This window comes from Brachybacterium muris (assembly GCF_016907455.1).
Taxonomy (GTDB): Bacteria; Actinomycetota; Actinomycetes; order Actinomycetales; family Dermabacteraceae; genus Brachybacterium; species Brachybacterium muris.
Genome location: NZ_JAFBCB010000001.1, coordinates 2,716,541 through 2,741,093 on the forward strand (window position 1 = coordinate 2,716,541; position 24,553 = coordinate 2,741,093).

The following is a 24,553-nucleotide window of genomic DNA, read 5'->3' on the forward strand; positions in this document are numbered from 1 at the left end:
TGACCTGCCCGGGGCGGACCTGCCGGGACGCTCAGTCGTGGAAGGGGTCCAGTCCCCACTCGGGGAAGACTGCACGGCGGGTGGCCTGGACCGCTCGGTCCAGCGGGTCCTCCGGGTCGAAGCCCGCCTCCCAGTCGCGCACGGCCAGTGGCCTGCCCTCGCCGAAGGTGCGCATCGCCGGGTCCAGGGAGAGCCCGTGGGCCTCACGGACGCGGGCATCGGCATCCAGATAGGCCTGTGGGAGGGGCTCGTCGGGATCGACCGGCTCCCCCGTGGCTACGGCGATCAGGTGGGCCCAGGAGCGGGGAACCACGTCCACCACCGCGTAGCCCCCGCCGCCGAGGGCCAGCCAGCGCCCCTCGCACACCTCCTCGGCGATCTCGCGCATCAGGATCATCACCTCGCGCTGGGCCTCCAGCGACACGGTGAAGTCGGCCAGGGGGTCCACCCGGTGGGTGTCGGCCCCGTGCTGGGTGACCAGCAGGGTGGGGCGGATCGCGCGGGCCAGGGCCGGCACGGTGGCGCGGATGGCGCGCACCCAGCCGTCGGCGTCGGTACGGGGCGGCAGCGGCAGGTTGATCGCGCTCCCGGGGGCCTTCTGCCCGCCGGTGTCCTGGACGAAGCCGGTGCCGGGGAACAGGTGCTCGCCGCTCTCGTGCACCGAGAGGGTGATGGCTCGCGGCTCGTCCCACAGCGCCGTCTCCACCCCGTCGCCGTGGTGCACGTCCACGTCGGCGTACAGCACGCGCTGCTCCCCCGCGTCCAGGGCATGGCGGATCGCGATCGCGGCATCGTTGTACACGCAGAACCCGGAGGCGCGGCCCGGGCGGGCGTGGTGCATGCCGCCTGCGACGTTCACCGCGCGCCGCACACTGCCTGTCAGGATCGCGTCGATCGCGGCCAGGGAGCCGCCGGCGATGCGGGCAGAGGCCTCGTGCATGCCCAGGAAGGCGGGCACGTCGTCGCCGCCGATGCCGTAGGCGATCAGCTCGTCGTCGGTGGCGAGGTCGTGGGGCGCGGAGGCGCGGCGCACCGCCTCGATGTAGGCGGCGTCGTGCACGGAGGCGAGCTGCTCCTGGCTCGCCACCGGGGCGTCGATCACGGTGACGCCCGGGCGGTCCAGGAGTCCGGCGGCACGAGCGAGGTCCCTGGTGAGCGTCAGCCGCACCGGCGACATCGGGTGATACGGGCCGAAGTCGTACTGCGCGAAGGCGTCGTCCCACACCACGGCGCAGCTGTCCGCGGTCCCGGCAGCAGGGGGCGGTGCTGTCGCGTCATCGGCGTGCATGCCCCGAAGCGTACCCAGACGATGCCCATGGCGGACACAGCGGGCACCCATCGCGGACGTAGACTGCGCCGCGACGACCGCACCAGCAGAGGGGCGGGTGTGAGAAGCGGGAGGTGTGATGCCCCAACGGACCTCGGGTGCCACCGGCCACCTCCCGACCCCCTCGCGCGCCACTCGCTGGCGTCATGCGGTCAGCGACTTCTTCGCCGAGCTGGGACGCTCCTCCCCCGCCCGTTTGCTGCTGATCGTGTTCACCGCGATGATCGGCGTGTTCACAGCCCTGCTGTCCCTGCCGATCTCTGCGGCCGACGGGCAGCGCACTCCCTTCGTGGACGCCCTGTTCACGGCCGTCTCCGCGATCTGTGTGACGGGCCTGGTCACGGTGGACACCGGCACCCACTGGTCCACCTTCGGGCTCACGGTCATCATGGTGGCGATGAAGGTGGGCGGCCTGGGCGTGCTGACGCTGGCCTCCCTGCTGGGCCTGTCGGTGATGCGCTCGATGGGGCTCGCACAGCGACTGATCGCCGCGCGGGAGACCCGCGCCGAGCAGCTCGCCGAGGTGGGCGGGGTGCTGCGCACCATCGTGATCACCTCCACCGCCTTCGAGGTGGCCACCTTCGTGGCGCTGACGCCGTACATGGTGGTGACCGAGCACGGCTTCGGGGAGTCGCTGTTCCTGGGCCTGTTCTACGCGATCAGCGCCTTCAACAATGCCGGTTTCGTGCCGGAGGCCGCCGGCACCGCCCAGTACCTGGCCGATCCGTTCTTCACCGTCCCGGTGGGCCTGGCCGTGGCGGTGGGATCCCTGGGCTTCCCGGTGATCCTGGCGGTGGCGCGGGCCTGGCGCACCCCGAAGCGCTGGTCCCTGCACGCGAAGCTCACCCTCGCGACCTCCGGGATCCTGCTGGTTGCCGGTTGGGCCGGCCTGCTGCTGATGGAGTGGTCCAACCCCTCCACCCTCGGCGGGCAGAGTGTGGGCACCAAGATCCTGGCCTCGGCCTTCGCCTCGATCATGCCGCGATCCGGTGGCTTCTCCACCCTGGACATCGGGCAGATGACGGGGGAGTCGCGCCTGTTCATCGACCTGCTGATGTTCATCGGCGGCGGTTCCGGCTCCACCGGTGGCGGCATCAAGGTCACCACCTTCGCACTGCTGGTGCTCTCGATCTGGGCGGAGATCCGTGGCAACCCCGACGTGGAGACATTCGGTCGCCGCATTCCGCAGGAGACCATCCGCCAAGCCATCGGCGTGCTGGTGATGAGCTCCGCAGTGGTGTTCGTGGCCACCTTCGTGCTGCTGCGCATCACCCCGTTCACCCTGGACCAGACCCTGTTCGAGGCGCTCTCCGCCTTCGGTACGGTAGGACTGAGCACAGGCATCACCCCGGACCTCTCGAGCCCGGCGAAGTACGTCATCATCGTGTGCATGTACGTGGGGCGCCTGGGGCCGATGACCCTGGGTGCAGCCCTTGCGCTGCGGCAGCGCTCCCGGATGGTGCGCCTGCCCCTGGAACGGCCGGTCGTGGGTTGATGAGTCGTGGGTTGATGAGTCGTGGGTTGATCGGTCGCGGACCGGCACCGTGCGTCGCGCGTGACCGCCCGCGCCTAGACTGTGGCGGCCGACGAAGGAGGACAGGTGGCACGCAGCAGACGTGACGACAGCGGGGTGCTGGTGATCGGCCTGGGCCGTTTCGGTGCCTCGATCGCCCTGACCCTGGAGGAGCTGGGCACCGACGTGCTCGCGTTGGACGCCCGCGACGACCTGGTCCAGGAGTACTCCGGTCGCCTCACCCATGTGGTCCAGGCCGACGCCACCCAGATGGAGTCCCTGGCGCAGGTGGGCGCAGCAGAGTTCTCGGTGGCGGTGGTGGGCGTGGGCACCTCGCTGGAGGCCAGCGTGCTGATCACCGCGAACCTGGTGGACCTGGGCAAGCCCGTGATCTGGGCGAAGGCCATCTCCTCCGCACACGGCAAGATCCTGGAGCGCATCGGTGCCCACCACGTGGTCTTCCCCGAGGCCGACGCCGGCCGCCGCGTGGCCCACCTGGTCAACGGCCGGCTGCTGGACTTCATCGAGTTCGACGACGGCTTCGCGATCGTGAAGATGCGGCCGCCGCGCGAGACCCAGGGCTACACGCTGGCCCAGTCCGACATCCGCGCCAAGTACGGCGTGACCGTGGTGGGCGTGAAGTCACCGGGCAGGGACTTCACCTACGCCACCCCGGAGACCATCGTGACCCAGCACGACCTGCTGATCGTCGCGGGGCACACGGATCTGATCGAACGGTTCTCCACCCGGCCCTGAGGCCGGTCCCCGGGGTCAGTCGCCGGTGAGCTCGCGGGAGCGCTCAGCGGAGGCCTGCATGGCCGAGGCGATCCCGGGACGGACCCCCAGGCGCTCCATCACCGCCAGGCCCTCCACCGTGGTGCCGCCGGGGCTGGACACCCCGTTCTTGGCGACCGCCGCGTGCTGCCCGGTCTGCATCAGCATGGTGGCGGCGCCGCGCACGGTCTGCTGCACCAGGCGATCGGCGAGGTCCCGCTTCAGGCCCAGCCGCACCGCCTCGTCGGTCATCGCCTCGATCAGCGAGAACGTGAACGCCGAGAGCGACCCGGCCGCACCGATGAACGCGTGGACCTGCTGCTCGGTGATGTCCTCGACCACGCCGGCCTCGGCGAACAGGGCGTGGACCAGCTCGTACTGCTCGTCGCTCACGGCGCTGCCGCGCATCAGGCCCACGGCCCCCTCCCCCACCGAGATGGGCGTGTTGGGCATTGAGTATTCGTAGTCGTGGGAGCCACCGAATCTTGCTCTTGGGGACCGCCGATCGTGCCGACGGGGGCCAGTAGCCGCCGCGGTGGGGACCACTGGCTCCCGCCGGCATCGGGTCACTGGGGCAGTGCGGTGTGTTCTCGCATGTTCCTGTCGCCGGTGTCGATCCAGATTGTGTTGTGCACGATGCGGTCCATGATCGCATCGGCGTGGACTGCTCCACCGAGCCGGGCGTGCCAGTCCTTCTTCGGGTACTGGGTGCAGAACACGGTCGAGCCGGTGTCATAGCGGCGCTCGAGCAGTTCCAGCAGCATCGAACGCATTCCCTCGTCAGGATGGTCCAGCAGCCACTCGTCGATCACCAGCAGCGAGAACGTGGAGTACTTCCGCAGGAACTTCGTCTGGCCCTGCGGCTTGTCCTTTGCCAGGGCCCAGGCCTCTTCGAGGTCGGGCATTCGGATGTAGTGGGCTCGGAGCCGGTGCTGGCAGGCCTGCTTCGCCAGCGCGCAGCCGAGGTAGGACTTCCCTGAGCCGGTGAAGCCCTGGAAGACCACGTTCTGTTGCCGCTGGATGAAGGAGCAGGTTGCCAGTTGCGCGATCACGTTCCGGTTCAGTCCCCGTTCCTCGACCAGATCCAGCCGCCGCAGGTCCGCTCCGGGATAACGCAGCCCCGCCCGGCGGATCAGACCCTCGACCTTTCCATGATTGAAGATGGAATGCGCCTCGTCCACGATCAGCTGGAGCCGTTCCTGGAACGACATCCCCAGCACGTGAGCCTCATCCTGGGCATCGATCGCGTCCAGCAGCGCGGTCGCGCCCATCTCGCGCAGCTTCCGCTTCGTGTCGTTATCGATCACGCTCACCGGACACCTCCGGCGTAGTAGTCGGCGCCACGGACGTATCCGCCGTCTTCCGCGGGTTCCTCGCGGGGTGGACGCAGGGCGGCGACCTTGTCCTGCCCGGTGGCCAAGATCGGGTGCAGATGCGCATAGCGCGGTGAACGGACCCGTCCCGTCAGCGCGAGTGCGCAGGCCGCCTCGACCCGATCTACGGAGAAGCGGCGAGAGAGCCGTAGCACCGCCAACGCGGGATCCAGGCCCTGTTCCACGATCGGCACGGACTCGAAGATCCGCTGGATCACGATCACCGTGGCCGGCCCGACCCGATCTGCCCACGCCCGCACCCTCTGCGCGTCCCAGGCCTGGAAACGCTCGCCCGCAGGTAGGTCCGCGTCGTTGGTGCGGTACTCATTGCTCGCGGTCTCCGGGAGCAGCAGGTGACTGGTCAGTCGCTGGCTGCCCTGATAGATCTCCAGCGTCCGGGCCGTGATGCGCAGATCGACCTTCGCGCCGATGTGCGCGAACGGCGCGGAGTAGAAGTTCCGCGCGAACGTGACGTGCCCGTTCCTGCCCACTCGTCGTCCGTAGTGCCATGTCGAGATCTCGTAGGGCACCGCCGGCAGCGGCGTCAGCAGCGGCCGCTCCTCCGCGTCGAACACGCTGGCGCGGGATCCGGGCCGCTTCTGGAACGGCTCCGCGTTATAGGCCTCCATCCGCTGCCCGATGGCGGCTGCAAGTTCGGGCAGGGACGTGAATCGCTGATCCCGCAGCCCGGCGATGACCCAGGTCGCGACGTGCGCGACGGTGTTCTCCACGCTCGCCTTGTCTTTCGGTTTCCGCACCCTCCCCGGGAGCACCGCCGCCGAGTAATGCGCTGCCATCTCGCGATACGCATCGTTCAGGACGATCTCGCCCTCGCGGGGGTGCTTCACCACACCGGTCTTGAGGTTGTCCGGAACGATCCTCGGGACCGTCCCGCCCAGCGCCTCGAACATCGCTACGTGCGCTCGCAGCCAGGACTCCTGGCGCATATCCAGCGCCGGGAAGCAGAACGCGTAACGAGAAAAAGGCAGGCAGGCAACGAACAAGAACACCTTCGAGACCTCGCCGGTGACCGGATCGGCCAGCTCCATCGTGGGGCCGGACCAGTCGACCTCCACGCTCTGGCCGGCCTTGTGACCGACTCTCGAAGCGGCACCGGTGACCATGACGTGGTGCTGGTAGGTGCGGCAAAACCGGTCATACCCCATCGCCGGATCCCCAGCCGCCGTGGTCGCGTCGAAGTACTCGCCGTGCAACAGCTTCAGCGTCACGCCGACCCTGGCCATCTCTCGATGGACCTGTTCCCAGTCCGGCTGTGCGAACACGCTCTCGTGCTCGCCCCGGCCCGGGAACAACCGGGCATACACCTGCTCATCGGCGACGTCCGCGATATCGCCCCACCCGATCCCTGCAGCGTCAGCGGCCTCGAACACCGCCCTCACGGACTTGCGGGACATGCCCTGCGAGGACGAAATCGCTCGCCCCGACAGACCTTCTGCGCGCAGCTGGAGCACCAGCTTCGCCCTGATCTTCCGTACCATTCCAGATTGCTCCTTCCGCCGCGTGCCCTATACACACGGCGGAAGGAGCGTAGACAGAGCGGCCCCAACGACACCACTGGTGGTCCCGAACGACGCCACCGCTACGGCAGCGACGTGGCACCCGAACCCTCGATCAGCGGACCCCAGCGAGGCGAATATTCAGGCATCGCGCGCACCACTGCCTGACCGTCCGGCAGTGCCTTCTCGATGGCCTCCAGGGTGATGCCGGCGGCAAGGGAGATCACGATCGCCTTGTCCTTCAGCTGCTCGGCGATCTCACCGGCGAGGTCGACGATCTGGTAGGGCTTCACACCGAGCACCACCACGTCGGCCCCGCTGACGGCCTGATCGCGCTCACCGGCGCGACCTCCGAGCTCCTTCGCGGCGCGCTCACTGCTCTCCTGCGACGAGTTCACGATCGTGAGGGCGTCACCCGGCAGCCCGGAGGCGAGGCACGCCTTCGCGACGGGGCCGCCCATGTTGCCGGCCCCGATCACGGTGACCTCGACGGTGGTGGTATCGGGCTTCGATGCAGCGCTGGGAGTCATCCCTCCAGGGTAGTGGCCGCGCGCTCGCGGTCGAGGGTGCGCCGTTCGATCAGCACCAGCAGCTGCACCAGCACCACGCCGCCGACGGCCACGGCCATCATCAGTGGCCAGTTCGCCTCAGGCGCCTGCAGTCCACCGGCAGAGTCCTGCCAGGGCCACAGGGTGCGCAGGGCCCCGATCATCAGACCGGCCAGCACCACCATGGTGCCGCGGTGATGCCGCACCAGCAGCACCCGCATGATCCGCACGATCACCACCAGGCCCACCAGTGCCCACAGTGCGAACCAGGCCAGGTAGCCCAGGTCCCGTTCGTCGACCGCGGTCAGCGTGGGCTGGTACAGGCCCAGGGTCAGCAGGATGAAGGAGCCCGACAGGCCGGGCAGGACCAGGGCGCACACGGCGATAGCCGCGGCCGGCGCGATCACCCAGGCAGTGGGTTCCAGCCCTGCGGCGGGCAGGGACGTGGCGAAGAAGGCGCCGATGACGCCGAGCAGGAACAGTCCGATCTCGGGCAGTCGCCAGGAGCCCCCGGACAGCGCGACCGGGACCATCACGGAACCCGCGACCAGTCCCAGGAACAGGGCGCGCATGGTCTGTGGGTTGTGCTCGACCAGGTGGGAGATGGGGCCGGCGACGGTGAACACGGCTAGCGCCATGCCGATCATGAGCGGCACGATCAGACGCCAGGACACCTGCCGCAGGTGGCCGAGGGCCTCTGCGCGTCGATCGGGCCCGGTCACCAGGTGCTTCGCGGCGCTGGTGAGCGCGGCCCCGGATTCGATCAGCTCGTCGTAGATGCCGGTGACCAGGGCGACGGTGCCGCCGCTGACGCCGGGGATGGTCTCCACCACGCCGATCAGTGCCCCTCGGGCGAGGTTGCCCAGGGGGTGGCGGCGGGGCGGTGCGGGAGCGTCGGTCATCGGGCCTCGGGGTTCGGTTGATGGGAGGGGGCGGGCCGGGCTCATCGTCCGCGACCCCAGTGAGGAGGGACGTCGCTGGCGATCCTGGCGTCGTTGGACTCGTCGGCGCCCGGCTCGGGCCGGTCCTCGTCCATCCGGTCCGGGAGGATCGGGGCGCGCGGGGTCCTGGAGCCGCTGGGCCGGGCCGCTGGGTCGTCAGCAGTCTGCCCGTCCCAGTCCATGGGTCTACCGGTCAGGGAGGAGATCACGACGGGGCCGGAGCGGGGGCGCCGCTTCTCGCCCGCGGTGCCGTCGTCGCTCACTGCCGTTCCTGGTAGCGACGGATGGCGCTGGAGACGGACACGTCCAGCAGCACCGAGCGCTGCTCGAAACCCAGGAAGCTGCGCACCTCGGTGGCCAGGTGCTCCTCCAGGCGCGCGCGACCGTCGGAGCAGATGTACTCCACCACCGCGTCGAAGTCCTCGCTGGAGTAGAACGACAGCGGGTGCCCGGCGGGGATCTGCGGCCGCGGCAGGCGGTGCCGCACAGTTCCCACACCGGTGAGCGAGTCGGTCTGCTCCTCGGTCTGCATCAGTCGCAGTGCTCGTTCCACGGCGCGCCGGATCCGCTCGGCCTCGCCGTCGGGGTCGATGAACAGCGCCCAGGACCACACGCGCTCGGTGGCCCAGCCGGCCCGCTCGAGCCGCTCGGCGCGCAGGCGGTCACGCTCCCGCTGACTGCGGGTGCTCACGTAGCGGGAGCCGTCGGTGTCCACGGCCAGCAGCAGGCGGCCGGGCAGTTCGGGGTGTCCCAGGGCTAGTTCGATCCGGTCCGAGGTGAGCCCGAAGTCGCTCTCGACCACCAGGCCCAGTCGCCACAGCCGGTCGGCCAGGTCGCGCACCAGGGCGTCGGTCTCCAGTTCGCCGGGGGCCGCGGGCACCGTCTCGGAACCGGCATCGGAGCCGCCCGTCGCGTCGGCGGTCTCGGAACTGTCGGTCGCCACACCGGCGTCCGCGGATGCCTGCTCGACCGGCTGCTGCTCGTCCGACGGACCCGAGCGGATGGCCCCGTCCTGATCGTCGGCGTCGTCCGGATCGTCGGCGTCATCTGCAGCGTCGTCCTGGCCGCCACCCTGTGGAGCCTGCTCCCCGGCGGCCTTGCGGGCCAGGGCCGCTTCGAGGGCGGCGTCGAAGTCCTCGTCGGACATCTCCGCGTCGCCGTCGGCAGCGAAGGCGGAGACAGGCTCTGTGGTGTCGGTGGCATCGGAGCGGGCCTCGGTTCGCACCTGGGCAGTGTTCGCCGCGGGCGCGGCTGTCTCTTCCGCCGCAGGCGCGGCCGTCTCGTCCGTTCCGGTGAGGGCCGCGACCTGCGGGACCACCTCGACGTCGGCACCGCCGCGCAGCACCCACAGCATGGCCCGCAGATCGCGGGCACCCTCGGAGCGAAGGCGCGAGGGATCCAGGTCCTGCACGTCGATCGAGGACACCACGGTGGTGCGGCCGCGGGCGCGGGTGATCACGGTGGCCAGGGCCTTGCGGCCGCCGGCCTCGGAGAGCGGCCCGAAGCGGTGCAGCAGGCGTCCGTGTGGGGTGCGCCCGAAGCCCACCGAGACGATCACGTCGTCCCGCACGATACTGGAGGCGTGGGCGGCCGGCAGCACGGTGAAGAACTCCGGGGCGCCCGGGTCGAAGAAGCCGCGCAGTGCGGGGATCACCGCGACGGTCTGCATGATGCGCTCCATCAGGCGGCGGGCGTGCTCGGAGGTGAAGGTGAGCACCGCCAGGGACCGCTCGGGACGGGTGCGTGCGTGCTCGATCACCAGGTCGGTGACGCGGCGCAGCTCCCCCTCAGTGCTCTCGACGTACTCCATACCCTCGGTGACCGGGCCGCGCCCGTTCTCCACCAGGACCAGACGATCCGGTTCGGGGGCCACGGGGCTGGGCACCGCGAGCACCTCGCGCATCAGGGCGCGGCGATGGGCGAAGGCCCGCAGGCCCTCGGCGGCGGGGCGGCCGTCGCGCCCCAGTTCCACGACCTCGGCGATGCGCAGCATGTCGTCCAGCAGGCTGGGCTGGTCCTCGCCGCCGTACTCGAGGGGGTCTCCCACGACCACGGTCTGGGAGGCCCGCACGATCGAGGGCAGGGCCGCGGCGGTGGGCAGGCGGCCGCCGTCGGCCACGATCACCACGTCGAAGTGGCGGCCCCGCGGGATCACCTGCGGCACCAGGTACGGGGAGGCCAGCCAGGTGGGCCGGGAGCGGAACAGGATGTCCTCGTACTTCGCCGACAGGTCCCGGATGGACACCGTGGAGGCGCGGGCCAGTTCGGCGATCGCGGCGCGGGAGGTGTCCGGGTAGGACTTCATGGTCGCCACCCGCACCTCGTCGGCCGCGGCGTGCACGCGGGTGGCAGAACCGGCCAGGTGCTCGGCGTCCAAGCGGCGGAACCGCTCGGCGACCTGCGAGAGGGAGGTGCCGTCGTACTGGGAGATGGTGGGCTCGGCGCCGGCGATGAACTCCAACACGCTGCGCCACCACGCCAGGTCCAGCTCGCTGGTGACCTGGGCGGCGGGGACCCGACGGGTGCGCAGGTCCTCCACCAGCTCACCCAGGCCGTCGAACTCGAGGCGGCGCAGCAGCTCGGTGCGGCGCGGCAGGGTATCCAGGTCACCACGGTCGCGGTGCAGGGCATCCAGGCGCCCCTCGAGGTCGTCGAAGGGCGTGCCGGCCAGGTCGCGGCCGGTCTCGGTGCCGTCCGCAGACACGGTGCCGTCCAGCAGCACGGCAAGCTCGTCGAGGATCCGCTGGGCCTTCTGGGCGGTGGCCCGCACCTGCTCGAGGTCCTCCGGCAGGGTGGGCAGCCTGGTGTCGTCCACGGCGATCTGACGCCAGGAGTCCCGCACCCGTCGGGCATCCAGCAGGTCCCGGTGCAGATCGGTGGTGAGGGAGGCGGGTCGCTGCAGGGCCTCGCCCTCCTTGCGCAGCCGCCGCCTCACGCCCCAGCCCATCGTCACGCCGTGATCGGCGCGCCAGGTCTTGTCCCCGGTGGCGGCCACCAGCTCGGCCAGCTCAGCGCGGAACACGGCGGGCTGGAAGGTGGCGAGCACGCCGCGCACCCGGTCCAGCAGGGCGATGCGCCCCAGCAGTTCGTCCAGGGACGTCGCGGGGCGCAGACCGATGCCGTTCCCCGTGGAAGCGGCGGCCTTGCGCAGCTGGGGCAGCATGACCGTGCGCAGTTCGTCGACAAGGGCCGCGGCGCGCTCGGCCTGGGTGTCGGAGCTGATGGGTGCGCCGTACCAGGCGGTGGTCTCGGGCCCGGAGGTGAGGACACCCACGGTCGCGGCCTCGCGCAGGGCTTCGGCGTAGCGCTCGCGGTCCTCGCCGATCATCTGGGCGGCCACGTCGGAGCGCAGACGCACGGTGGTGCGCGGGGCAGGACGCTGCCGGGTCAGCGCGGCGAGAGCGGAGATCGCGTCGTGGGCGGAGGCCTGCCAGGGCTGCTGGATGCGGTGCATCGCCTCGACGTGCCCGGTGAGGATCTCGCGGGTGCGGGTGAGCTCGGCCGGTTCGGCAGCGGAGTCCTCGGTGCCCAGGCCGAAGGTGCCGGCGCGCCGCAGACTGCGCAGCAGGGCGGCCGAGGCGTTGCGCTGGAGCGAGGGATCCGGGGAGAGGTCGAACACCAGCTCCTCGATGCCGCGCTCCTCGGCGGTATCGGTGAGCTGGGAGAGGTTGCGGCGGCGCTGGGAAACCACCAGCACGCTGCGACCACGGGCATTGAGCTCCTCGGCCAGGTCCACCACCAGGTCCAGGGTGTCGGAGCCGGGGGGCGCGGCGATCGCGAGGTGCTTGCCTGCCAGGACCTTCGCGAGGGCCTCGCGGCGGTCAGGGTCCACGGCCGCGACCAGTTCGTCCTCGGGCGCCAGGGCTTCGATGTCCGGGGGGTTCTCGCTCTCGTGCAGGATCCCGGCCCGCACCTCGGTGCGGGCTGGCTCATGGCCGGCGAGCGCTGCGACCACGGGGCTCGCAGACCAGTCGGCGAGGTCGGAGTCGAGGTCGTCGCCGACGGAGCCGGCGGCGTCCATGATGTTGCCGACCACCAGCGCGTGGGTGATGCGGAAGCCCGGCAGGGGCTGGCCGAGGGCCCGAAAGGCGTCCAGCACCGGGTTGGGGTCGAAACCGTGATGCTTGTCGGTGGTCGCCAGCAGCGCGCGGGCATCCACCGCCACGCCGGCCTCGCGCAGGGCGCGCAGCAGAACGGGGTTCAGGTCGGCGGTGGCATCGAGGTCCAGGTCCACGTCCTCGCGGGCGTTGCCGCGCAGGCGCAGGGTGATCGGCCGCACCAGCACCGGGGCGTGGACGGGCTCGGAGCCGTCCTCGGGGTGCCAGGTGGCCTCGCCGATGCCCAGGTGGCAGGTGGTCAGGCCCACTTCCTCGGCGTGGCGCTCGGCGATCTCCCGCAGGGTGCGGGCGTGGGCGCGGGCATCGGCCAGTGCCCCCACTTCGCGCACCAGGGAGGACAGGCGGGTGGGGCCGCGGCCGGCCAGCAGCTGAGCGAGACCGGAGGGGTGGGAGTGGGTGAGGTCCAGGTAGGTGGCGCCGGCCCGCATCTGGGTGAGGAACGACGGGGCGGTCTCGCCGCCGGTGATCTGCCGGTGCCAGCGGTCCAGGGCGTCGGCCACGACGTCCTCGCGGCTGAGGGGACGGTGCTCGCGCACGGGACGCGGCAGATCGTCCTCGTCCTGCTCAGGGGCGGTACCGGCGTCGGCCCCACCCAAGCGCTGGGCGACCACGACGTCGATCCCGGGGTGCAAGGGCGGCTCCCCCGCGGCGCGGCGGCGCTCGGCGAGGTGGGCAGGGGGCTGCGCTGCGCTGCCATCACGGCCGGTGTCGTCATCCCTCCCTGCGCCGGTGGCAACGGGGGCGGCGTCGCCGCTGGTGGCGGGTGCGCGGGAGGTGCCGCGATCAGCCTTCTGGGCGTCGTCACGACGGGCATCGGCCGGGGCCGAGGCTTCGGGGTTCTTCTTCCCGCGCAGGAATCTCCACATAGCCCGCAACGCTACCGGGGCGGGCCCACAGGCAGGCGCAGGCGTGCCGGACGCCGCCGTCGGTCATGCCTCACAGGTGCACAGGTCCGTCCAGGTGCACAGGTCCGCGATCGGGGTCTCACACCTCGTGCAGTCGCACCGATGCCTCGGCCAGGTGCTCGCGCAGTTCGTCGGTGATCGTGCCTGCGATCACCAGGTCGGTGAGGGCGGAGACGGGGCAGATGCCGGCGAGGGCCCGGTGGCCGATCTTGTCGGCCGTGGCCAGGCCCACCACGCGGCGGGAGTGGCCGATCATGATGCGGGTGACCCCGGCCTCGGCGTCGGAGTTGCAGGTGAGGCCGGCCTGGACGTCCAGTCCGATGGTGCCCACGAACATCACGTCCAGCCACAGATCGCGCATGGTGGCAGTCGCCAGGGGGCCGGTGAGCTCGAAGGAGTACGGCTCGGCCACGCCTCCCAGGACCACGGTGCGCACGGACGGTCGCAGCACCGACTCGGTGGCGATGTTCAGCGCGGCGCACACCACGGTCAGGCCCGGGCGCCCGTCTCGGCCGTCGATGTCGGGGCGGGCCACGGCGCGGCGGGCGGTGGAGGTGGTGGTGCGGCCACCGTTGAAGCCGATGATCTGACCAGGGGCGACCAGGGACGCGGCGTGAGCGGCGACCTGTTCGCGTTCAGCGGCGGCATGGTCGGAGCTGCGGGGCGTGGTGGCCAGGGAGTAGGCCACGTCCACCGCGACGATCCCGCCATGGGTGCGGCGGGCCAGCTGCGCGCGTTCCATCTCCACGAAGTCGCGCCGCACGGTGGACTCGCTGATCCCCAGGTCGGCGGCGACCTCGGTGACGCTGAGCCGTTTGGCCTGGGACAGCAGGGTCAGCACGTGGTCCCAGCGGGAGGACTTGTCCTTGCTCACGTTCACGCACCCAGTATTGCGCGGATGGCGACCCGGTCATGCGCGATCACGCAGGATCGTTCAGTTCGCGGTCGAATCCTGGGTCCCGGTGGTGTGGTGGCTGGATGTCGTTCTACGGTGGCCGCACCGCCCCGATCGGGGTCGGAGACCAACGCGAGAGGAGTTCCCCATGGGCATCGGCGATTCGCTGAACAACGCTGTGAACAAGGCCAAGGACCACGCGGAGAAGAACCCGGATCAGGTCGACAAGGCCTTCGAGTCCGGCACCAAGCACGTCACCGACCGCACCCCGGACCAGTACGACCAGCACGTCCAGAAGGGCTCCGACGCAGCCCGCGACTACCTGGGCGGCAAGGGGAACGACGCTGCGGCCGACAAGGCAGCGGGCACCGACCCGAAGCAGAACTGATCGGCCCGAATCAAAGCTGATCGCTCCGGGCGGCCCCGCCGCCCTCGGTGAATGACAACGCCCCCGGCACCGCGTGGTGCCGGGGGCGTCGCGCTGTGCGGGTCAGCGGCGGCGCAGGGCGAAGAATGCGGCGAGCGCCACGCCGAGGACGGCCACCCCGACCACACCGAGCAGCAGGGGCAGGGTGTCTGCGCCCTCCTCCTGCCCGGTGCCGGCGGATCCCGTCTCAGGAGCTGGGATCTCCGGGGCTGCCGACGCGGTTGCCGACTCGGAGGCAGATGCGGTCGCCTCGCCGGTGCCGGCTGCCTCGCCGGTGGCGGTATCTGCGGTCTCCGTCGGCTGACCCTCGGTGGGCTCGGGGCCGGTCTCGACGGTGAAGGTGAAGGACCCCTCGATGGGGTGACCGTCGGAGGAGACCACCCGCCACTGCACGGTGTGGGTGCCGGCGGCGAGCGGCTCGGGGATCTCGGCGGTGACGGTGGGGCCGTCGATGACGGGGGTCAGTTCGACCGGTTCGCCGCCCTCCCCCGCGCTGATCTGGACCACGGGGCTCACCTCGAGCACCTCGGCGCTGTAGGTGAGGGTGATCTGCTCGGGAGAGGTCTCCAAGGTGGCGCCATCGGCGGGATCGGAGGAGATCAGGCTGTCGTGGGCGTGGGCGGGAGCAGGGGCCAGCAGCATCGCGGCACCGAGCAGCACCGTCGCGAGCACTGCCAGCAGCACTGGCAGGCCCGGTGACGAGCGGCGGGCAGGTGTGGCAGGGAGGGCACAGGTGGTGGGTCGCACCCGGCCAGGCTACGACGAACGCCTGAACACGTCGTCGGCGGCAGTGCCGTGTTCGAGGACGGGCAGGGAACGGCGTGCCTCGTCGACCTCGGCGAGGTCGAGGTCCACCACAAGCATCCCCTCCTCGCGTCCCAGTTCGGCCTGCACCTTCCCCAGTGGTGAGATGACGGCGCTCTCGCCGATCCCGCGGGGGGCCCGGCCTGTGTAGTCCGGGGGCGGGGCCTGATCGGCAGCGAGGATCACGCTGGTGGAGTCCAGTGCGCGGGCCCGCAGCAGCAGGCGCAGCTGCTCGCTCTTGGTGGGGCCCTCGGCCCAGGCCAGCGGCACCAGGATCGCGTGGGCACCTTGGCGGGCGAGCGCCGTGAACTGCTCGGCGAAGCGCACGTCGTAGCAGGTGGCGATGCCCAGGCAGGTTCCGTCGAGGTCGATGGTGACCAGGTCGGTGCCGGGGGCCACGGTCTCGGATTCACGGCTGCCATAGGCGTCGAACAGGTGGATCTTGCGGTAGTCGGCGTGCACGCCGGGGCCACGGGCGATCACGGTGTTGTGCACGCGGTCCCCGTCGGCCACGGTGAAAGAGCCGGCGACGATCACCAGGTCGTGCTGTGCGCTGAGCTGTTCGATGAGTGCTTCGAATGCCTGGTGGTGCTGTTCGGCGGTGCGGCGCAGATCGGTGCCGAAGGGGGTGAGGGTGGCCTCGGGCAACAGCAGCAGATCGGCACCGCGCTCGGCGGCCTCGGCGACGGTGCGGCGCACGGTCTCGAGGTTGTCTGCCACGTCCTCGCTGATCCGCACCTGCGCGAGGGCGATGCGGGCCCCGGCACTGCGGCGCACCTGGTCGAGGTCCTCGGGGGTGTCCATGTCGGCTCCTTCGTGGCCATGGGCGGGCCGGGTGATCAGCTCGTCGGGCCCCAGATCGGCGTAGAGGCGTCGCAGGCTGAGGTCCTGCCAGCCGCCGTCGGGGTGCGCGACGGCGTCGAGGGCGGCGCGGAGCCTGCGAAGCGGCCAGGCGGCGCAGAGGAACTGCGTTCGCCCGTCGGCCTCGAGTGCAGCGACGCGGTCGGTGGCGTGCTCGCGCAGGGCGGTGAGGGTCTCGGTGCGCAGCAGCGGCATGTCGCCGCCGAGCAGCAGGATCCGCGCGGGTCCCCCTTCGGTTAGGAGCCGCTGCGCCTCCTCCACTCCCCTGGCCAGTGCAGCGAGTGGACCCGAGCCGGGTGGGTCCTCCCGCACGAACCAGGCACTGTAGCGGGCGTGGAGGTCAGCGGCGTCCTGCTGTTCGGGGCCGACGACGATCAGGTGATCCGCGGGGGCTGCCCGCAGCACGCGCTCGAGGGAACTGGTTCCGGCCACGGGCAGGCGGGTCTTGTCGACCCCTCCCATGCGGGACGAGGTGCCTCCGGCCAGCACGATCGCAATGGTGTAGCCGGGGGTGTGGTCGTCATCGCTCGCCATGGGGCGATCCTCCCACGGGGCGCTAGGATGTCCGAGGCCTCGCGTGCGGGGCCGCATGCGATCGCGGGCCGGTGGGCCGGCTGATCCGCCTCCGTAGCTCAGGGGATAGAGCACCGCTCTCCTAAAGCGGGTGTCGCAGGTTCGAATCCTGCCGGGGGCACTGTTGCATCACCAGGTCAGGCCGTTGTGGCACTTCAAGGGTGCAGCCTGCCAGCGACCCTGGTCCGCAAACAGTCCGCAAGAGATTGAGCGCGACGGTCCCCAGTGGGTACGGCAGTGCTGATGGAAGATCCGGACGTCCGCGGCGCCACGTCATCCGGGGTCGTCATCCGGATCGGCCCCGCGTCCCCTCGATCTGCGAGCAGTTGCCGTTGCAGTTGCGATTGCCGTGTGACCTTGTCCGGGACCATCGGGGCGCCCTACTCGTTCCCACAACGAGGGAACCGGTGAGACGTGAGTGTGGCCGGTTGGCGTGGTGATCGTCAGTTCGCCAGACCCGGGGCCCGCCTGTGTTCCCCACCCGGGCAGCTCTGCGACGTAGTTGAAGCGCTCGCACAGCGCTGCCGCGTTGCTGGGCGTGGTGAGGCCACCGTCGGCGTATCGCTCGACGTGGTGGACGTGGCGCGGTGCGGCTTCGCACCCAGGGGTTCTGCACTGGCGGTCCCGGGCGATCACGAAGCGGCGCACAGCTCCGCTGAAGAGTCTCTTGCGGGTGTCCATCGATTCGAGCTCGCCGGTGACGGGATCTGCGTAGAGGCGTCGTATCCAGCGGGGCACTGATGGATCGGGGGCCGCGGGATGCTGCCCCGTCGCGTCGTGGGCGTCAGTCGTACTCGAACGGGGTTCGACCTGAGGGATCAGATCACCGGTCAGTGCGAGATGTCGGGCAACCGAACCGGGGATGGCCTGCCCTTCGAGTTCGGCTGCGTCGGAGGCACCGGCGAGCAAGGTGCGATCGGTCATCAGCAGCTGGATCTCCACGGGAACGATCGCTCCCGGCGTGCCGGTGACGCGCTCGGCGAGCTCATCAGCCATCACCTGGCCGCGCGAGCGCTCATCACCCTGTGCGCGAGCAGAATCTGCGGCGGCACTGAGCGCGGCGAACGCGGCGACGCCTGTATGCAGGGGCAGCAGTACCGACAGGCGCATCATCCCCTCAGCGGCCGGCCGCTGAGATACGTGCCTTTGTGTGTGGTTGCGGCGGATCCTCGCCAGCGCGGCCTCCTGGTCCAGCGCATCGGCCCGGGCTCGTGCCCGACGACCTGCGGTGCGGGGTGACAGCTCATGGAGGACGGGGGCCAGTTCCTGGTCGATCTGAAGGCGGTCCTCATCGTCGAGGACGAAGACGGAGCTGGCGACCTCTTCTGCGGTCCAGGCAGAGACGTCACCTTCAGCCATGCGCTTCCAGGTGCCGGGCAGAGTCTCGACGATCACCCGGCGCAGGGCCAGCTGGCGACTCGCGCGAGAGGGCGAGATCCCGCGTGCCAGGGCCACCTCGTCACCGACACCCGAGCCCAGCTTCGCCTTGGGAAGGCCAGCCTCCTGCTGCGTGCGGATGCGCTCGTCACGCAGGGCAACCTCGTAGTACGACTGGAGGGCATCGAGGGAGTTCTTGAGCTTCTCGATCCCGGAGATCGCCTCGACGAGGTCCGAAGGGTCGAGGGATTGTCCGGGACGTGCCGCACGAAGACTCCCGGCATCCGAATCCTTTGTCAGTACTCGCATCCGTGTACTGCTAGGGAGCGTTGCGCCCTCGATCAGGTCGCGCACCGCACCACGGATGGCGCCGATCGGCTCAGCGAGGCTGGAGGCGCTGGAGAGCGCTGATGCCACCGTCATGACCCCACCCCCTCCATGCAACTTTCCTCATGCCAAACCAAGACGTGTATCGAATGCTCGTTCGATAACACTATGGCCTTGACGGCGGCGACACACGAGGTGTGGATGAATTCGTACAACACGGGAGTACGAGGGGACGCCGGATGCGGCTTTGTGGACAACACGCAGGTGGGGAGGAACCTCGATGTGGACAACTACTCACTTTCTTGTCGCCAAATCCTTGCGCCGACCTCCCCTTCGAAGAATCCTTGTGGATAACGCACCATGTGTTGCAGAAAAATGTGGACAGCGGGGCAGTGAGAACTGCCGCGCTGTGGAAAAGAAGGCAGTGGGGAGGAACCTCGGCACCACGAAGGGTGGAAGAAGGGTGGAAGAAGGCTGGAAGAGGCGCCGCAACCGGAACGAGGGCCGGAACCGCTGGAGCAGACCCCGTGGCGCGGAGGGTCTACCGTGGAGGTGCGGCCGCACACCACCGCGCACCTCCCTGTCGGACGGAGATTCCCATGGCTACGAACGAGCGTCGCGTCTTCGACGCCACCTGGTTGCCCTTCGGGCTGCCCATCGGCCTGATCATCGGTATCTCTGTGGGCATGGTGTGGTTCGACAGTCTCGTCCTGGGTGCCGTGCTCGGCGTGATCCTGGGCCTCGCCCTGGGCGCAGCCATCGGCTTCCGCCGCGGCGATGGCGGCGAGGAGGAGCGCATCGAGGACGCCTGGCGTGAGGAACAGCTTCGCGCTGCGGAGATCCGGGACGTGCAGGTGCGCCAGGAGGAACTGCGCGAAGGGCCGTCGCAGAGTGGGCTGTCGCAAGGCGGCCGGCCGCGCACCGAGGGCCCCGGGTCAGATCCCTCACCGGAGGATCCCGCCCCGGGCTCGGATCGTCTACGGTGACAGTGCGCTGCTGAGCAGGCGCGGCCCCCGGGACGACCCGGCAGGTCAGGACCCGCGCGAGGACGGCCTCGCGGAACAGGACCATCCCCTATGCCGTCCCCCTCGACAGCTGGCCCGTCGACAGCAGGCCAGTCGATCATGCGCCGCGTGCTCACTCGCGCCGCCGCCATGCGCCTCATCATCGGATGGGCCGCCGTGGGCGCCCTCGCCCTGGCAGGCCCCCTGCTCGCACCTCCCGTTCCCGGCCCGCTGCTGATCGGTGCCCTCGCCGTGATCATCGCGGTGATCCTGCTGTGCGCCTTCGGCGTGGTGCACGAGGCCGAGGCCCTCGCTCACCGCCTGGGCGACCCCTACGGCACGCTGGTCCTCACCCTGTCGATCGTGACCATCGAGGTGGTGCTGATCGCCGCGGTGATGCTGGGACCGGGTGACCACACCACCATCGCGCGCGACTCCGTGATGGCGGTGTCCATGATCATCCTGAACCTCATCGCCGGGGTGTGCCTGCTGGTGGGCGGACTGCGCCACGGGGACCTGCGCGCCAACCGCACCGGTGCCCTGGCCTACACGACACTGCTGGTGGTGCTCTCGGCCACCGCCTTCGCACTGCCCGCGATGATCGGGGCCGATGGGGCCTACACGCCCGCCCAGGCAGTGCCGGTGATCGCGATGACGCTGGGGCTGTACGGGTTCTTCCTGTGGCGGCAGATGGGCGCGCAGGCTGCGGACTTCCAGGAGGTCACGGGGCCTGCCGGTGAGGAGGCCGCCCACCGAGCAGCCACCGTCGGCAGCGAGTCGGAGTCCGGTACCGCGTCGGAGTCCGCTACTGCATCGGAGACCGACACCGTCCCCGACGTCGACCACTCCCCCTCGATCCGCGAGATCATCGCCGAGCACCGGCCCGAGGTCCTTGCCCGCACTGCGTTGCTGGTGGCCACCGTGCTGCCGATCGTGCTGCTCTCCCACGACATGGCCACCCTGCTCGACGACGGGCTGGGCCGCGTGGGGGCTCCGGTCGCGCTGGCCGGGGTGCTGATCGCGATGATCGTGTTCACGCCGGAGTCGATCACTGCGGTGCGCGCAGCCCTCGGCGGCGAGATGCAGCGGGTGGTGAACCTGTGCCACGGGGCGCTGGTCTCCACCGTGGGCCTCACGATCCCCACCGTGCTGGTGATCGGGCTGCTCACCGAGCAGCACGTGGTCTTCGCCGAGTCACCGGCGAACCTGTTGCTGCTGGGCACCACGCTGGCACTGACCGCCGTGACCGCCGCCTCCCCGCGCGTCACGGCGATGCACGGCGCCGCTCACCTGATGCTGTTCGCGCTGTACGCACTGGCACTGTTCAGCTGAGAGTGGTGCTCAACGGCGCGTGCGGCTCAGCGTCGCAAGCAGCTCAGCGTCGCGTGTTGCTCGGCAGGGAGTGCTTCCGTCGGCCGTCCGTTCAGTCCCTGTGCCGACGCCGGTCGATCTCCTCGAGCCGGGCGCGCACCTCGCGGCGCAGCACCTTGCCCATCTCGTTGCGGGGCAGTTCAGGGATCACGTGGAAGCGGCGCGGCACCTTGTAAGCCGTCAGCCGCTCCTTCAGGCGTCGACGCAGGGCCTCGACGTCCGGCAGCAGACCGTCGGGGGTGACCACCGCGGCCACGACCTCCTCGGTGCCGAGCTCGTCGACCATGCCCACCACGGCGATGTCCTCGATGCCCTCGTGGCCACGGATCGCCTCCTCCACCTCGGAGGGGTACACGTTGAAGCCGCCGGTGATCACCATCTCCTTGAGGCGGTCCACGATCTTCAGGAAGCCGTCCTCCCCCGCCACCGCGATGTCACCGGTGCGGAACCAGCCGTCGTGGAACGCCTCGTCGGTCTCCTCGGGGCGGTTGCGGTACCCGGAGAACACCTGCGGTCCCTTGACCAGGATCTCGCCGGCCTCACCCAGCTCCACATCGCGGTCCAGGTCCTCAGGATCCGCCAGGCGCACACGGGTGTCCGGGAAGGGCACACCGATGGAGCCGGGGGTGCGGGTCTCGTCCACCGGGTTGCCGGCCACGATCGGGGAGCACTCGGTCAGGCCGTAGCCCTCGATCAGCAGCCCGCCGGTGGCCGCCTCCCAGGCCTCGACCAGTTCGGGGCGGAGGGACATGGCCCCGGCGATCCCGGTGCGGATGCCCTGCAGGGAGATGCCGCGCTCCTTCGCGCCGTCCACCAGCCGCTCGAACAGGGGCGGCACCGCGATCATGGTCGTGGGCGTGCGCCGACGGATCGCATCCAGGATCAACCCGGTCTCCGGCTTGGGGATCAGGTGGAGCATCGCGCCGACGGTGAGGCCGGCGTTCATCGACAGGGAGCAGCCGAACACGTGGAACAGCGGCAGGCAGGCCATGAACACCTCCTCGCCGGGCCTCATCGGCGTCACCCAGGCGCGGGCCTGGGCGGCGGTGGCGTTCAGGTTCCGGTGGCTGAGCTGCACGCCCTTGGGAGTGCCGGTGGTGCCGGAGGTATACAGCAGCAGCGCGACGTCATCGGCCGACGGGCGCGCCTCCCGCGGGGCGCGGGCATCGCTGCGCAGCAGCTCGCCGAAGGGGATGGTGCCGGCGGGGGCGGGCTTGGTGAGCTGGTCACGGGAAGCACGGGCCTTCTTCAGCGGCAGGCTCAGCAGCATCCGCTTGCCCAGCGGCATCTGCTCGATGAGGTTCACGGCGACCAGGGCTCGGGGGCGCACCTCCGCGGGCAGCGACTGCACGGTGCCGCAGGCGGCGTCCCACACGATCGCCACCTCGGCGCGGTGGTCGGCGAACATCGGCTCCAGTTCCGGGGCCGGGTACAGCGGGTTGTGCTCCACCACGGTGCCGCCGCAGGCCAGCACCGCGTAGAAGGCGATCACGTGCTGCGGGCAGGTGGGCATCAGCAGTGCCACCGTGGTGCCGGGACCCACGCCGAGGGTGTGCAGGGCGCCGGCCACCGTCTCCACCTGCGAGGCGAGCTCGCGGTAGCTGGTGCGCCGGCCGAAGAAGTCCAGGGCGGGCTTGTCGGCCCAGGTGCGGGTGGCCACGTCGAGCTCGTCCACCAGGGAACCGGTCGGGTAGTCCAGGCCGTGGCGGGTGACGCCGTCGTGGTAGGCGGCGCTCCAGCGCTCCTCGAGCATGGTCATGATGGCTCCTCGGGGACGTGACAGGCGAGTGACGTGACAGGCGGGTGACGTGACAGGTGGGTGAGGCGACGGACGGGGTCGGGAATGGTGCGGGGGTCGGCCTAGGTAAGGGTAAGCCCCGCCCCTGACCCTCGCGGTACAGTCGCGACGTGACTGCGACGATGCTTCCGATCCCCACCGACGATGGCGACATCCCGGGCCTGCTGTGGCTCCCGCCCGGCCCAGGCGGCACCGACCGATCGGTCCCCGGTCTGGTGGTGCTGCAGGAGATCTTCGGGCTGACCGAGTACATCGAGCAGCGCTGCGCACAGCTGGCCGAGCTCGGCTACGCGGTGCTGGCCCCGCAGCTGTTCGCCCGACTGGACCCGCCGGTGGTGGGCCTGCCCGACGGCGAGGACTTCGAGTCCTGGCTGGGTGAGGGTGTGGCGCTGACCCAGGCCTTGCCGTGGGAGCGCGCCGAGGCCGACGCGGTGGCGGCGCTGAACGCCCTGCGCGCGCACGTGGCGGTCGATGCCGGGCGCGTTGGGATCATGGGCTTCTGCTACGGCGGCGGCCTGGCGTTCTCTGCCACGGCGACCGCGAGCGAGCAGGGCAAGGCCCCTGCTGTGCTGGTCAGCTACTACGGCTCCGCACTGCCCACGCTGCTGGAGAGGGCGGGCTCGGTGACCGTGCCCAGCCTGCACGTGTTCGGCACGGATGATGCCTTCATCCCGATGGAGCAGGTGGGGCAGATCCGCGAGGCCGTCACCGCCGGCGGCACCCGGCAGCAGGTGCGGTTCGAGCTGCACGAGGGCGCTGGTCACGCTTTCGACAACCCTCACCCCGCCCTTCATCACGCCGAGGCGGCGCAGCGGGCCTGGATGCAGACAAGGCAGTTCCTCGGTGAGGAACTGCCTGTCGGCTGAGGGCTGAAGGGATCAGCGGCCCTTGTTGAGGATCTCCAGTGCGGCCTGTGCGCGGTCGAAGGGGACCTCCACGGTGTAGGAGCTGGCCTTCATCGTGGACTGGGAGTAGAAGTTGCGGTTCTGCCCCTGGGCGGCGAAGGCGATGAGGCCGAAGATCGCGCCCCAGATCGCGCCGAACACCACGGCGCCGAGCACGGTGCTCAGGAAGCCGATCGGCACGAAGATCGCGATCAGCAGACCGATCAGCAGACCGAACCAGGCACCGGAGCCAGCACCGAACAGGGCGGCCTTGCCGTAGTTCATGCGGCCGCGCACGATCTCCACGCTCTTGAGGTCATGACCCACGATGCGGGTTGAGCCCACCTCGAAACCGGAGTCGGACAGCAGGTCCACCGCGGCCTGCGCCTGGGTGTAGTCCGAGAAGTCGGCGACCTTGGTCATCGACGGGGCAGCAGTGAAGGCGGCGCCGCCGGGGGTGGCATGGGTGTTCTGGGCGTCCTGCACGGGCTCGCGGTCCAGGGGCTGGGCGCCGTCCTGCGGGGTCTGGTTCTGCATCTGGGTCATGATCTCTCCTCCGTGTCGCGGTGATAGTTTGATTGTATAAACCAACTTGGCGGACCGTCAAGTTGAGAACTCAACGACCGAAAGGAGCGGCGTGGAACAGTCATACGGGCACGGTGCCGGAGAGAGGACAGCAGACCCTGAGGACGAGGCCCCGAGGCTGAGAAGTCAGCAGGCCGGGGAGACGGGAGGGGCCCACGGGCACGACGGCCGGGCCGTAGTGGCACGCGAACTGCGGCGCACCGTGGCGGAGATCCAGCGGTGGACCCAGCGCTGGCTCCACCGACGCACCGGCACCAGCCTCTCCCCCAACGAGACCCACCTGCTCAGCCACCTCCAGAAGGCCGGGCCCCAGCGTATGAGCGCGCTCGCCGCGTGGCAGAACGTCGACAAGTCCACCATGACCATGCAGGTCAAGACGCTGCTGAAGCGCGGCTTCGTGCAGCGCAGCCCCGACCCGGAGGACCGGCGAGCCGTCATCGTCGAACTGACCGAGGCAGGCCGCGAGGTGCTGGCCGCCTACGCAGACCGCGCATCGGAGATCCTGGCCGACTCCCTGGAGGGCTGGAGCGATGAGGACCTCAGCAGGTTCAGCCGGGACCTGGCCCGCTTCGCCGGCGATCTCGAGAGCGCGCTCGAGCAGACCATCGAGCACCGGGGCTGAGGGGAGGCG

The 24,553-nt window shown here is 70.3% G+C and carries 21 protein-coding genes and 1 tRNA gene; 8 read left to right on the forward strand and 14 right to left on the reverse strand.

The features are described 5' to 3' along the window. Nucleotides 1-31 precede the first annotated feature (31 nt). Complete coding sequence (locus JOD52_RS12690) at nt 32-1,288, reverse strand: acetoin utilization protein AcuC (protein WP_204410344.1); 1,257 nt, start codon at nt 1,286-1,288, stop codon at nt 32-34. 118 nt (nt 1,289-1,406) lie between these two features. Between JOD52_RS12690 and JOD52_RS12695 the strand changes: the two genes are divergently transcribed. Next, nucleotides 1,407-2,822: a TrkH family potassium uptake protein gene (locus JOD52_RS12695; RefSeq protein ID WP_017824461.1), complete on the forward strand. Its 1,416-nt coding sequence runs from the start codon at nt 1,407-1,409 to the stop codon at nt 2,820-2,822. A gap of 105 nt (nt 2,823-2,927) precedes the next feature. Further along, nucleotides 2,928-3,596 carry an NAD-binding protein gene (locus JOD52_RS12700; protein WP_204410346.1) on the forward strand — a complete coding sequence of 223 codons (669 nt, stop codon included), beginning with the start codon at nt 2,928-2,930 and terminating at the stop codon, nt 3,594-3,596. A 15-nt stretch (nt 3,597-3,611) separates the two neighbouring features. Here JOD52_RS12700 and JOD52_RS12705 read toward each other — a convergent pair whose 3' ends face one another. From JOD52_RS12705 to JOD52_RS12740, 8 genes are all read right to left on the reverse strand, one after another. After that, nucleotides 3,612-4,067, reverse strand: coding sequence for a pyrroline-5-carboxylate reductase family protein (locus JOD52_RS12705; RefSeq protein ID WP_239551894.1), 456 nt, complete (start codon nt 4,065-4,067; stop codon nt 3,612-3,614). Between the two features lie 113 nt (nt 4,068-4,180). Next, nucleotides 4,181-4,927 carry an ATP-binding protein gene (locus tag JOD52_RS12710; protein WP_338124028.1) on the reverse strand — a complete coding sequence of 249 codons (747 nt, stop codon included), beginning with the start codon at nt 4,925-4,927 and terminating at the stop codon, nt 4,181-4,183. Further along, nucleotides 4,924-6,486: an IS21 family transposase gene (gene istA / locus JOD52_RS12715; protein WP_204408388.1), complete on the reverse strand. Its 1,563-nt coding sequence runs from the start codon at nt 6,484-6,486 to the stop codon at nt 4,924-4,926. Before istA ends, JOD52_RS12710 begins: the two co-directional genes overlap by 4 nt. Nucleotides 6,487-6,587: 101 nt before the next feature. Then, the gene (locus JOD52_RS12720) at nt 6,588-7,034 is read right to left on the reverse strand and encodes a pyrroline-5-carboxylate reductase family protein (protein ID WP_239551895.1); all 447 of its coding nucleotides are present in this window, start codon (nt 7,032-7,034) and stop codon (nt 6,588-6,590) included. Further along, nucleotides 7,031-7,954 carry a DUF368 domain-containing protein gene (locus tag JOD52_RS12725; RefSeq protein WP_204410347.1) on the reverse strand — a complete coding sequence of 308 codons (924 nt, stop codon included), beginning with the start codon at nt 7,952-7,954 and terminating at the stop codon, nt 7,031-7,033. Before JOD52_RS12725 ends, JOD52_RS12720 begins: the two co-directional genes overlap by 4 nt. A 41-nt stretch (nt 7,955-7,995) precedes the next feature. Continuing rightward, nucleotides 7,996-8,256 carry a hypothetical protein gene (locus JOD52_RS12730; RefSeq protein WP_204410349.1) on the reverse strand — a complete coding sequence of 87 codons (261 nt, stop codon included), beginning with the start codon at nt 8,254-8,256 and terminating at the stop codon, nt 7,996-7,998. Beyond that, a complete protein-coding gene (locus tag JOD52_RS12735) occupies nt 8,253-12,977 on the reverse strand; it encodes a hypothetical protein (protein WP_204410351.1) in 4,725 nt (1,574 codons plus the stop codon). The genes JOD52_RS12730 and JOD52_RS12735 overlap by 4 nt, the downstream gene beginning before the upstream one ends. Before the next feature lie 118 nt (nt 12,978-13,095). After that, nucleotides 13,096-13,896 carry a DeoR family transcriptional regulator gene (locus JOD52_RS12740; RefSeq protein ID WP_204410353.1) on the reverse strand — a complete coding sequence of 267 codons (801 nt, stop codon included), beginning with the start codon at nt 13,894-13,896 and terminating at the stop codon, nt 13,096-13,098. Between the two features lie 163 nt (nt 13,897-14,059). On the opposite strand from JOD52_RS12740, the gene JOD52_RS12745 reads away from it, so the two are divergent. Continuing rightward, nucleotides 14,060-14,299, forward strand: coding sequence for an antitoxin (locus JOD52_RS12745; RefSeq protein ID WP_204410355.1), 240 nt, complete (start codon nt 14,060-14,062; stop codon nt 14,297-14,299). Between the two features lie 102 nt (nt 14,300-14,401). Here the strand turns inward: JOD52_RS12745 and JOD52_RS12750 are convergent, their stop codons facing one another. Both JOD52_RS12750 and JOD52_RS12755 read right to left on the reverse strand, forming a co-directional pair. Then, nucleotides 14,402-15,085 carry a copper resistance protein CopC gene (locus JOD52_RS12750; RefSeq protein WP_259850540.1) on the reverse strand — a complete coding sequence of 228 codons (684 nt, stop codon included), beginning with the start codon at nt 15,083-15,085 and terminating at the stop codon, nt 14,402-14,404. 9 nt (nt 15,086-15,094) lie between these two features. Then, a complete protein-coding gene (locus tag JOD52_RS12755; RefSeq protein WP_204410357.1) occupies nt 15,095-16,537 on the reverse strand; it encodes a nitrilase-related carbon-nitrogen hydrolase in 1,443 nt (480 codons plus the stop codon). A gap of 87 nt (nt 16,538-16,624) precedes the next feature. On the opposite strand from JOD52_RS12755, the gene JOD52_RS12760 reads away from it, so the two are divergent. After that, a tRNA-Arg gene (locus JOD52_RS12760) sits at nt 16,625-16,697 on the forward strand. 152 nt (nt 16,698-16,849) lie between these two features. On the opposite strand, the gene JOD52_RS12765 is transcribed toward JOD52_RS12760, so the two are convergent. After that, entirely contained in the window at nt 16,850-18,376 is a 1,527-nt protein-coding gene (locus tag JOD52_RS12765; RefSeq protein WP_204410359.1) for an HNH endonuclease, read from the reverse strand. Nucleotides 18,377-18,879: 503 nt separating this feature from the next. Here JOD52_RS12765 and JOD52_RS12770 point away from each other — a divergent pair. Together JOD52_RS12770 and JOD52_RS12775 are read left to right on the forward strand one after the other, a co-directional pair. Then, on the forward strand, nt 18,880-19,266 hold the full coding sequence (locus JOD52_RS12770; RefSeq protein ID WP_204410360.1) for a SoxR reducing system RseC family protein: 387 nt from the start codon (nt 18,880-18,882) through the stop codon (nt 19,264-19,266). Between the two features lie 138 nt (nt 19,267-19,404). After that, entirely contained in the window at nt 19,405-20,616 is a 1,212-nt protein-coding gene (locus tag JOD52_RS12775; RefSeq protein WP_204411698.1) for a calcium:cation antiporter, read from the forward strand. A gap of 91 nt (nt 20,617-20,707) precedes the next feature. On the opposite strand, the gene JOD52_RS12780 is transcribed toward JOD52_RS12775, so the two are convergent. Further along, nucleotides 20,708-22,414 (reverse strand): AMP-binding protein, encoded by a 1,707-nt coding sequence (locus JOD52_RS12780; protein ID WP_204410363.1) that lies wholly within the window; start codon nt 22,412-22,414, stop codon nt 20,708-20,710. 149 nt (nt 22,415-22,563) lie between these two features. On the opposite strand from JOD52_RS12780, the gene JOD52_RS12785 reads away from it, so the two are divergent. Further along, nucleotides 22,564-23,319, forward strand: a complete 756-nt coding sequence (locus tag JOD52_RS12785; RefSeq protein WP_204410364.1) for a dienelactone hydrolase family protein — start codon at nt 22,564-22,566, stop codon at nt 23,317-23,319. A gap of 12 nt (nt 23,320-23,331) precedes the next feature. Here the strand turns inward: JOD52_RS12785 and JOD52_RS12790 are convergent, their stop codons facing one another. After that, complete coding sequence (locus tag JOD52_RS12790) at nt 23,332-23,883, reverse strand: general stress protein (protein WP_239551896.1); 552 nt, start codon at nt 23,881-23,883, stop codon at nt 23,332-23,334. Nucleotides 23,884-23,974: 91 nt separating this feature from the next. On the opposite strand from JOD52_RS12790, the gene JOD52_RS12795 reads away from it, so the two are divergent. Further along, a complete protein-coding gene (locus JOD52_RS12795) occupies nt 23,975-24,544 on the forward strand; it encodes a MarR family transcriptional regulator (RefSeq protein ID WP_259842789.1) in 570 nt (189 codons plus the stop codon). The last annotated feature ends 9 nt before the right edge of the window (nt 24,545-24,553 follow it).

Excerpts from the sequence above, each read along its gene's own strand:
- JOD52_RS12705 (WP_239551894.1), bottom strand. The coding sequence starts at position 4,067 with ATGCCCAACACGCCCATCTCGGTGGGGGAGGGGGCCGTGGGCCTGATG.
- JOD52_RS12765 (WP_204410359.1), bottom strand. The coding sequence starts at position 18,376 with ATGACGGTGGCATCAGCGCTCTCCAGCGCCTCCAGCCTCGCTGAGCCG.
- JOD52_RS12775 (WP_204411698.1), top strand. The coding sequence starts at position 19,405 with ATGCGCCGCGTGCTCACTCGCGCCGCCGCCATGCGCCTCATCATCGGA.
- JOD52_RS12725 (WP_204410347.1), bottom strand. The coding sequence starts at position 7,954 with ATGACCGACGCTCCCGCACCGCCCCGCCGCCACCCCCTGGGCAACCTC.
- JOD52_RS12755 (WP_204410357.1), bottom strand. The coding sequence starts at position 16,537 with ATGGCGAGCGATGACGACCACACCCCCGGCTACACCATTGCGATCGTG.
- JOD52_RS12690 (WP_204410344.1), bottom strand. The coding sequence starts at position 1,288 with ATGCACGCCGATGACGCGACAGCACCGCCCCCTGCTGCCGGGACCGCG.
- JOD52_RS12735 (WP_204410351.1), bottom strand. The coding sequence starts at position 12,977 with ATGTGGAGATTCCTGCGCGGGAAGAAGAACCCCGAAGCCTCGGCCCCG.
- JOD52_RS12695 (WP_017824461.1), top strand. The coding sequence starts at position 1,407 with ATGCCCCAACGGACCTCGGGTGCCACCGGCCACCTCCCGACCCCCTCG.
- JOD52_RS12770 (WP_204410360.1), top strand. The coding sequence starts at position 18,880 with ATGGCTACGAACGAGCGTCGCGTCTTCGACGCCACCTGGTTGCCCTTC.
- JOD52_RS12780 (WP_204410363.1), bottom strand. The coding sequence starts at position 22,414 with ATGACCATGCTCGAGGAGCGCTGGAGCGCCGCCTACCACGACGGCGTC.
- JOD52_RS12745 (WP_204410355.1), top strand. The coding sequence starts at position 14,060 with ATGGGCATCGGCGATTCGCTGAACAACGCTGTGAACAAGGCCAAGGAC.
- istA (WP_204408388.1), bottom strand. The coding sequence starts at position 6,486 with ATGGTACGGAAGATCAGGGCGAAGCTGGTGCTCCAGCTGCGCGCAGAA.
- JOD52_RS12720 (WP_239551895.1), bottom strand. The coding sequence starts at position 7,034 with ATGACTCCCAGCGCTGCATCGAAGCCCGATACCACCACCGTCGAGGTC.
- JOD52_RS12790 (WP_239551896.1), bottom strand. The coding sequence starts at position 23,883 with ATGACCCAGATGCAGAACCAGACCCCGCAGGACGGCGCCCAGCCCCTG.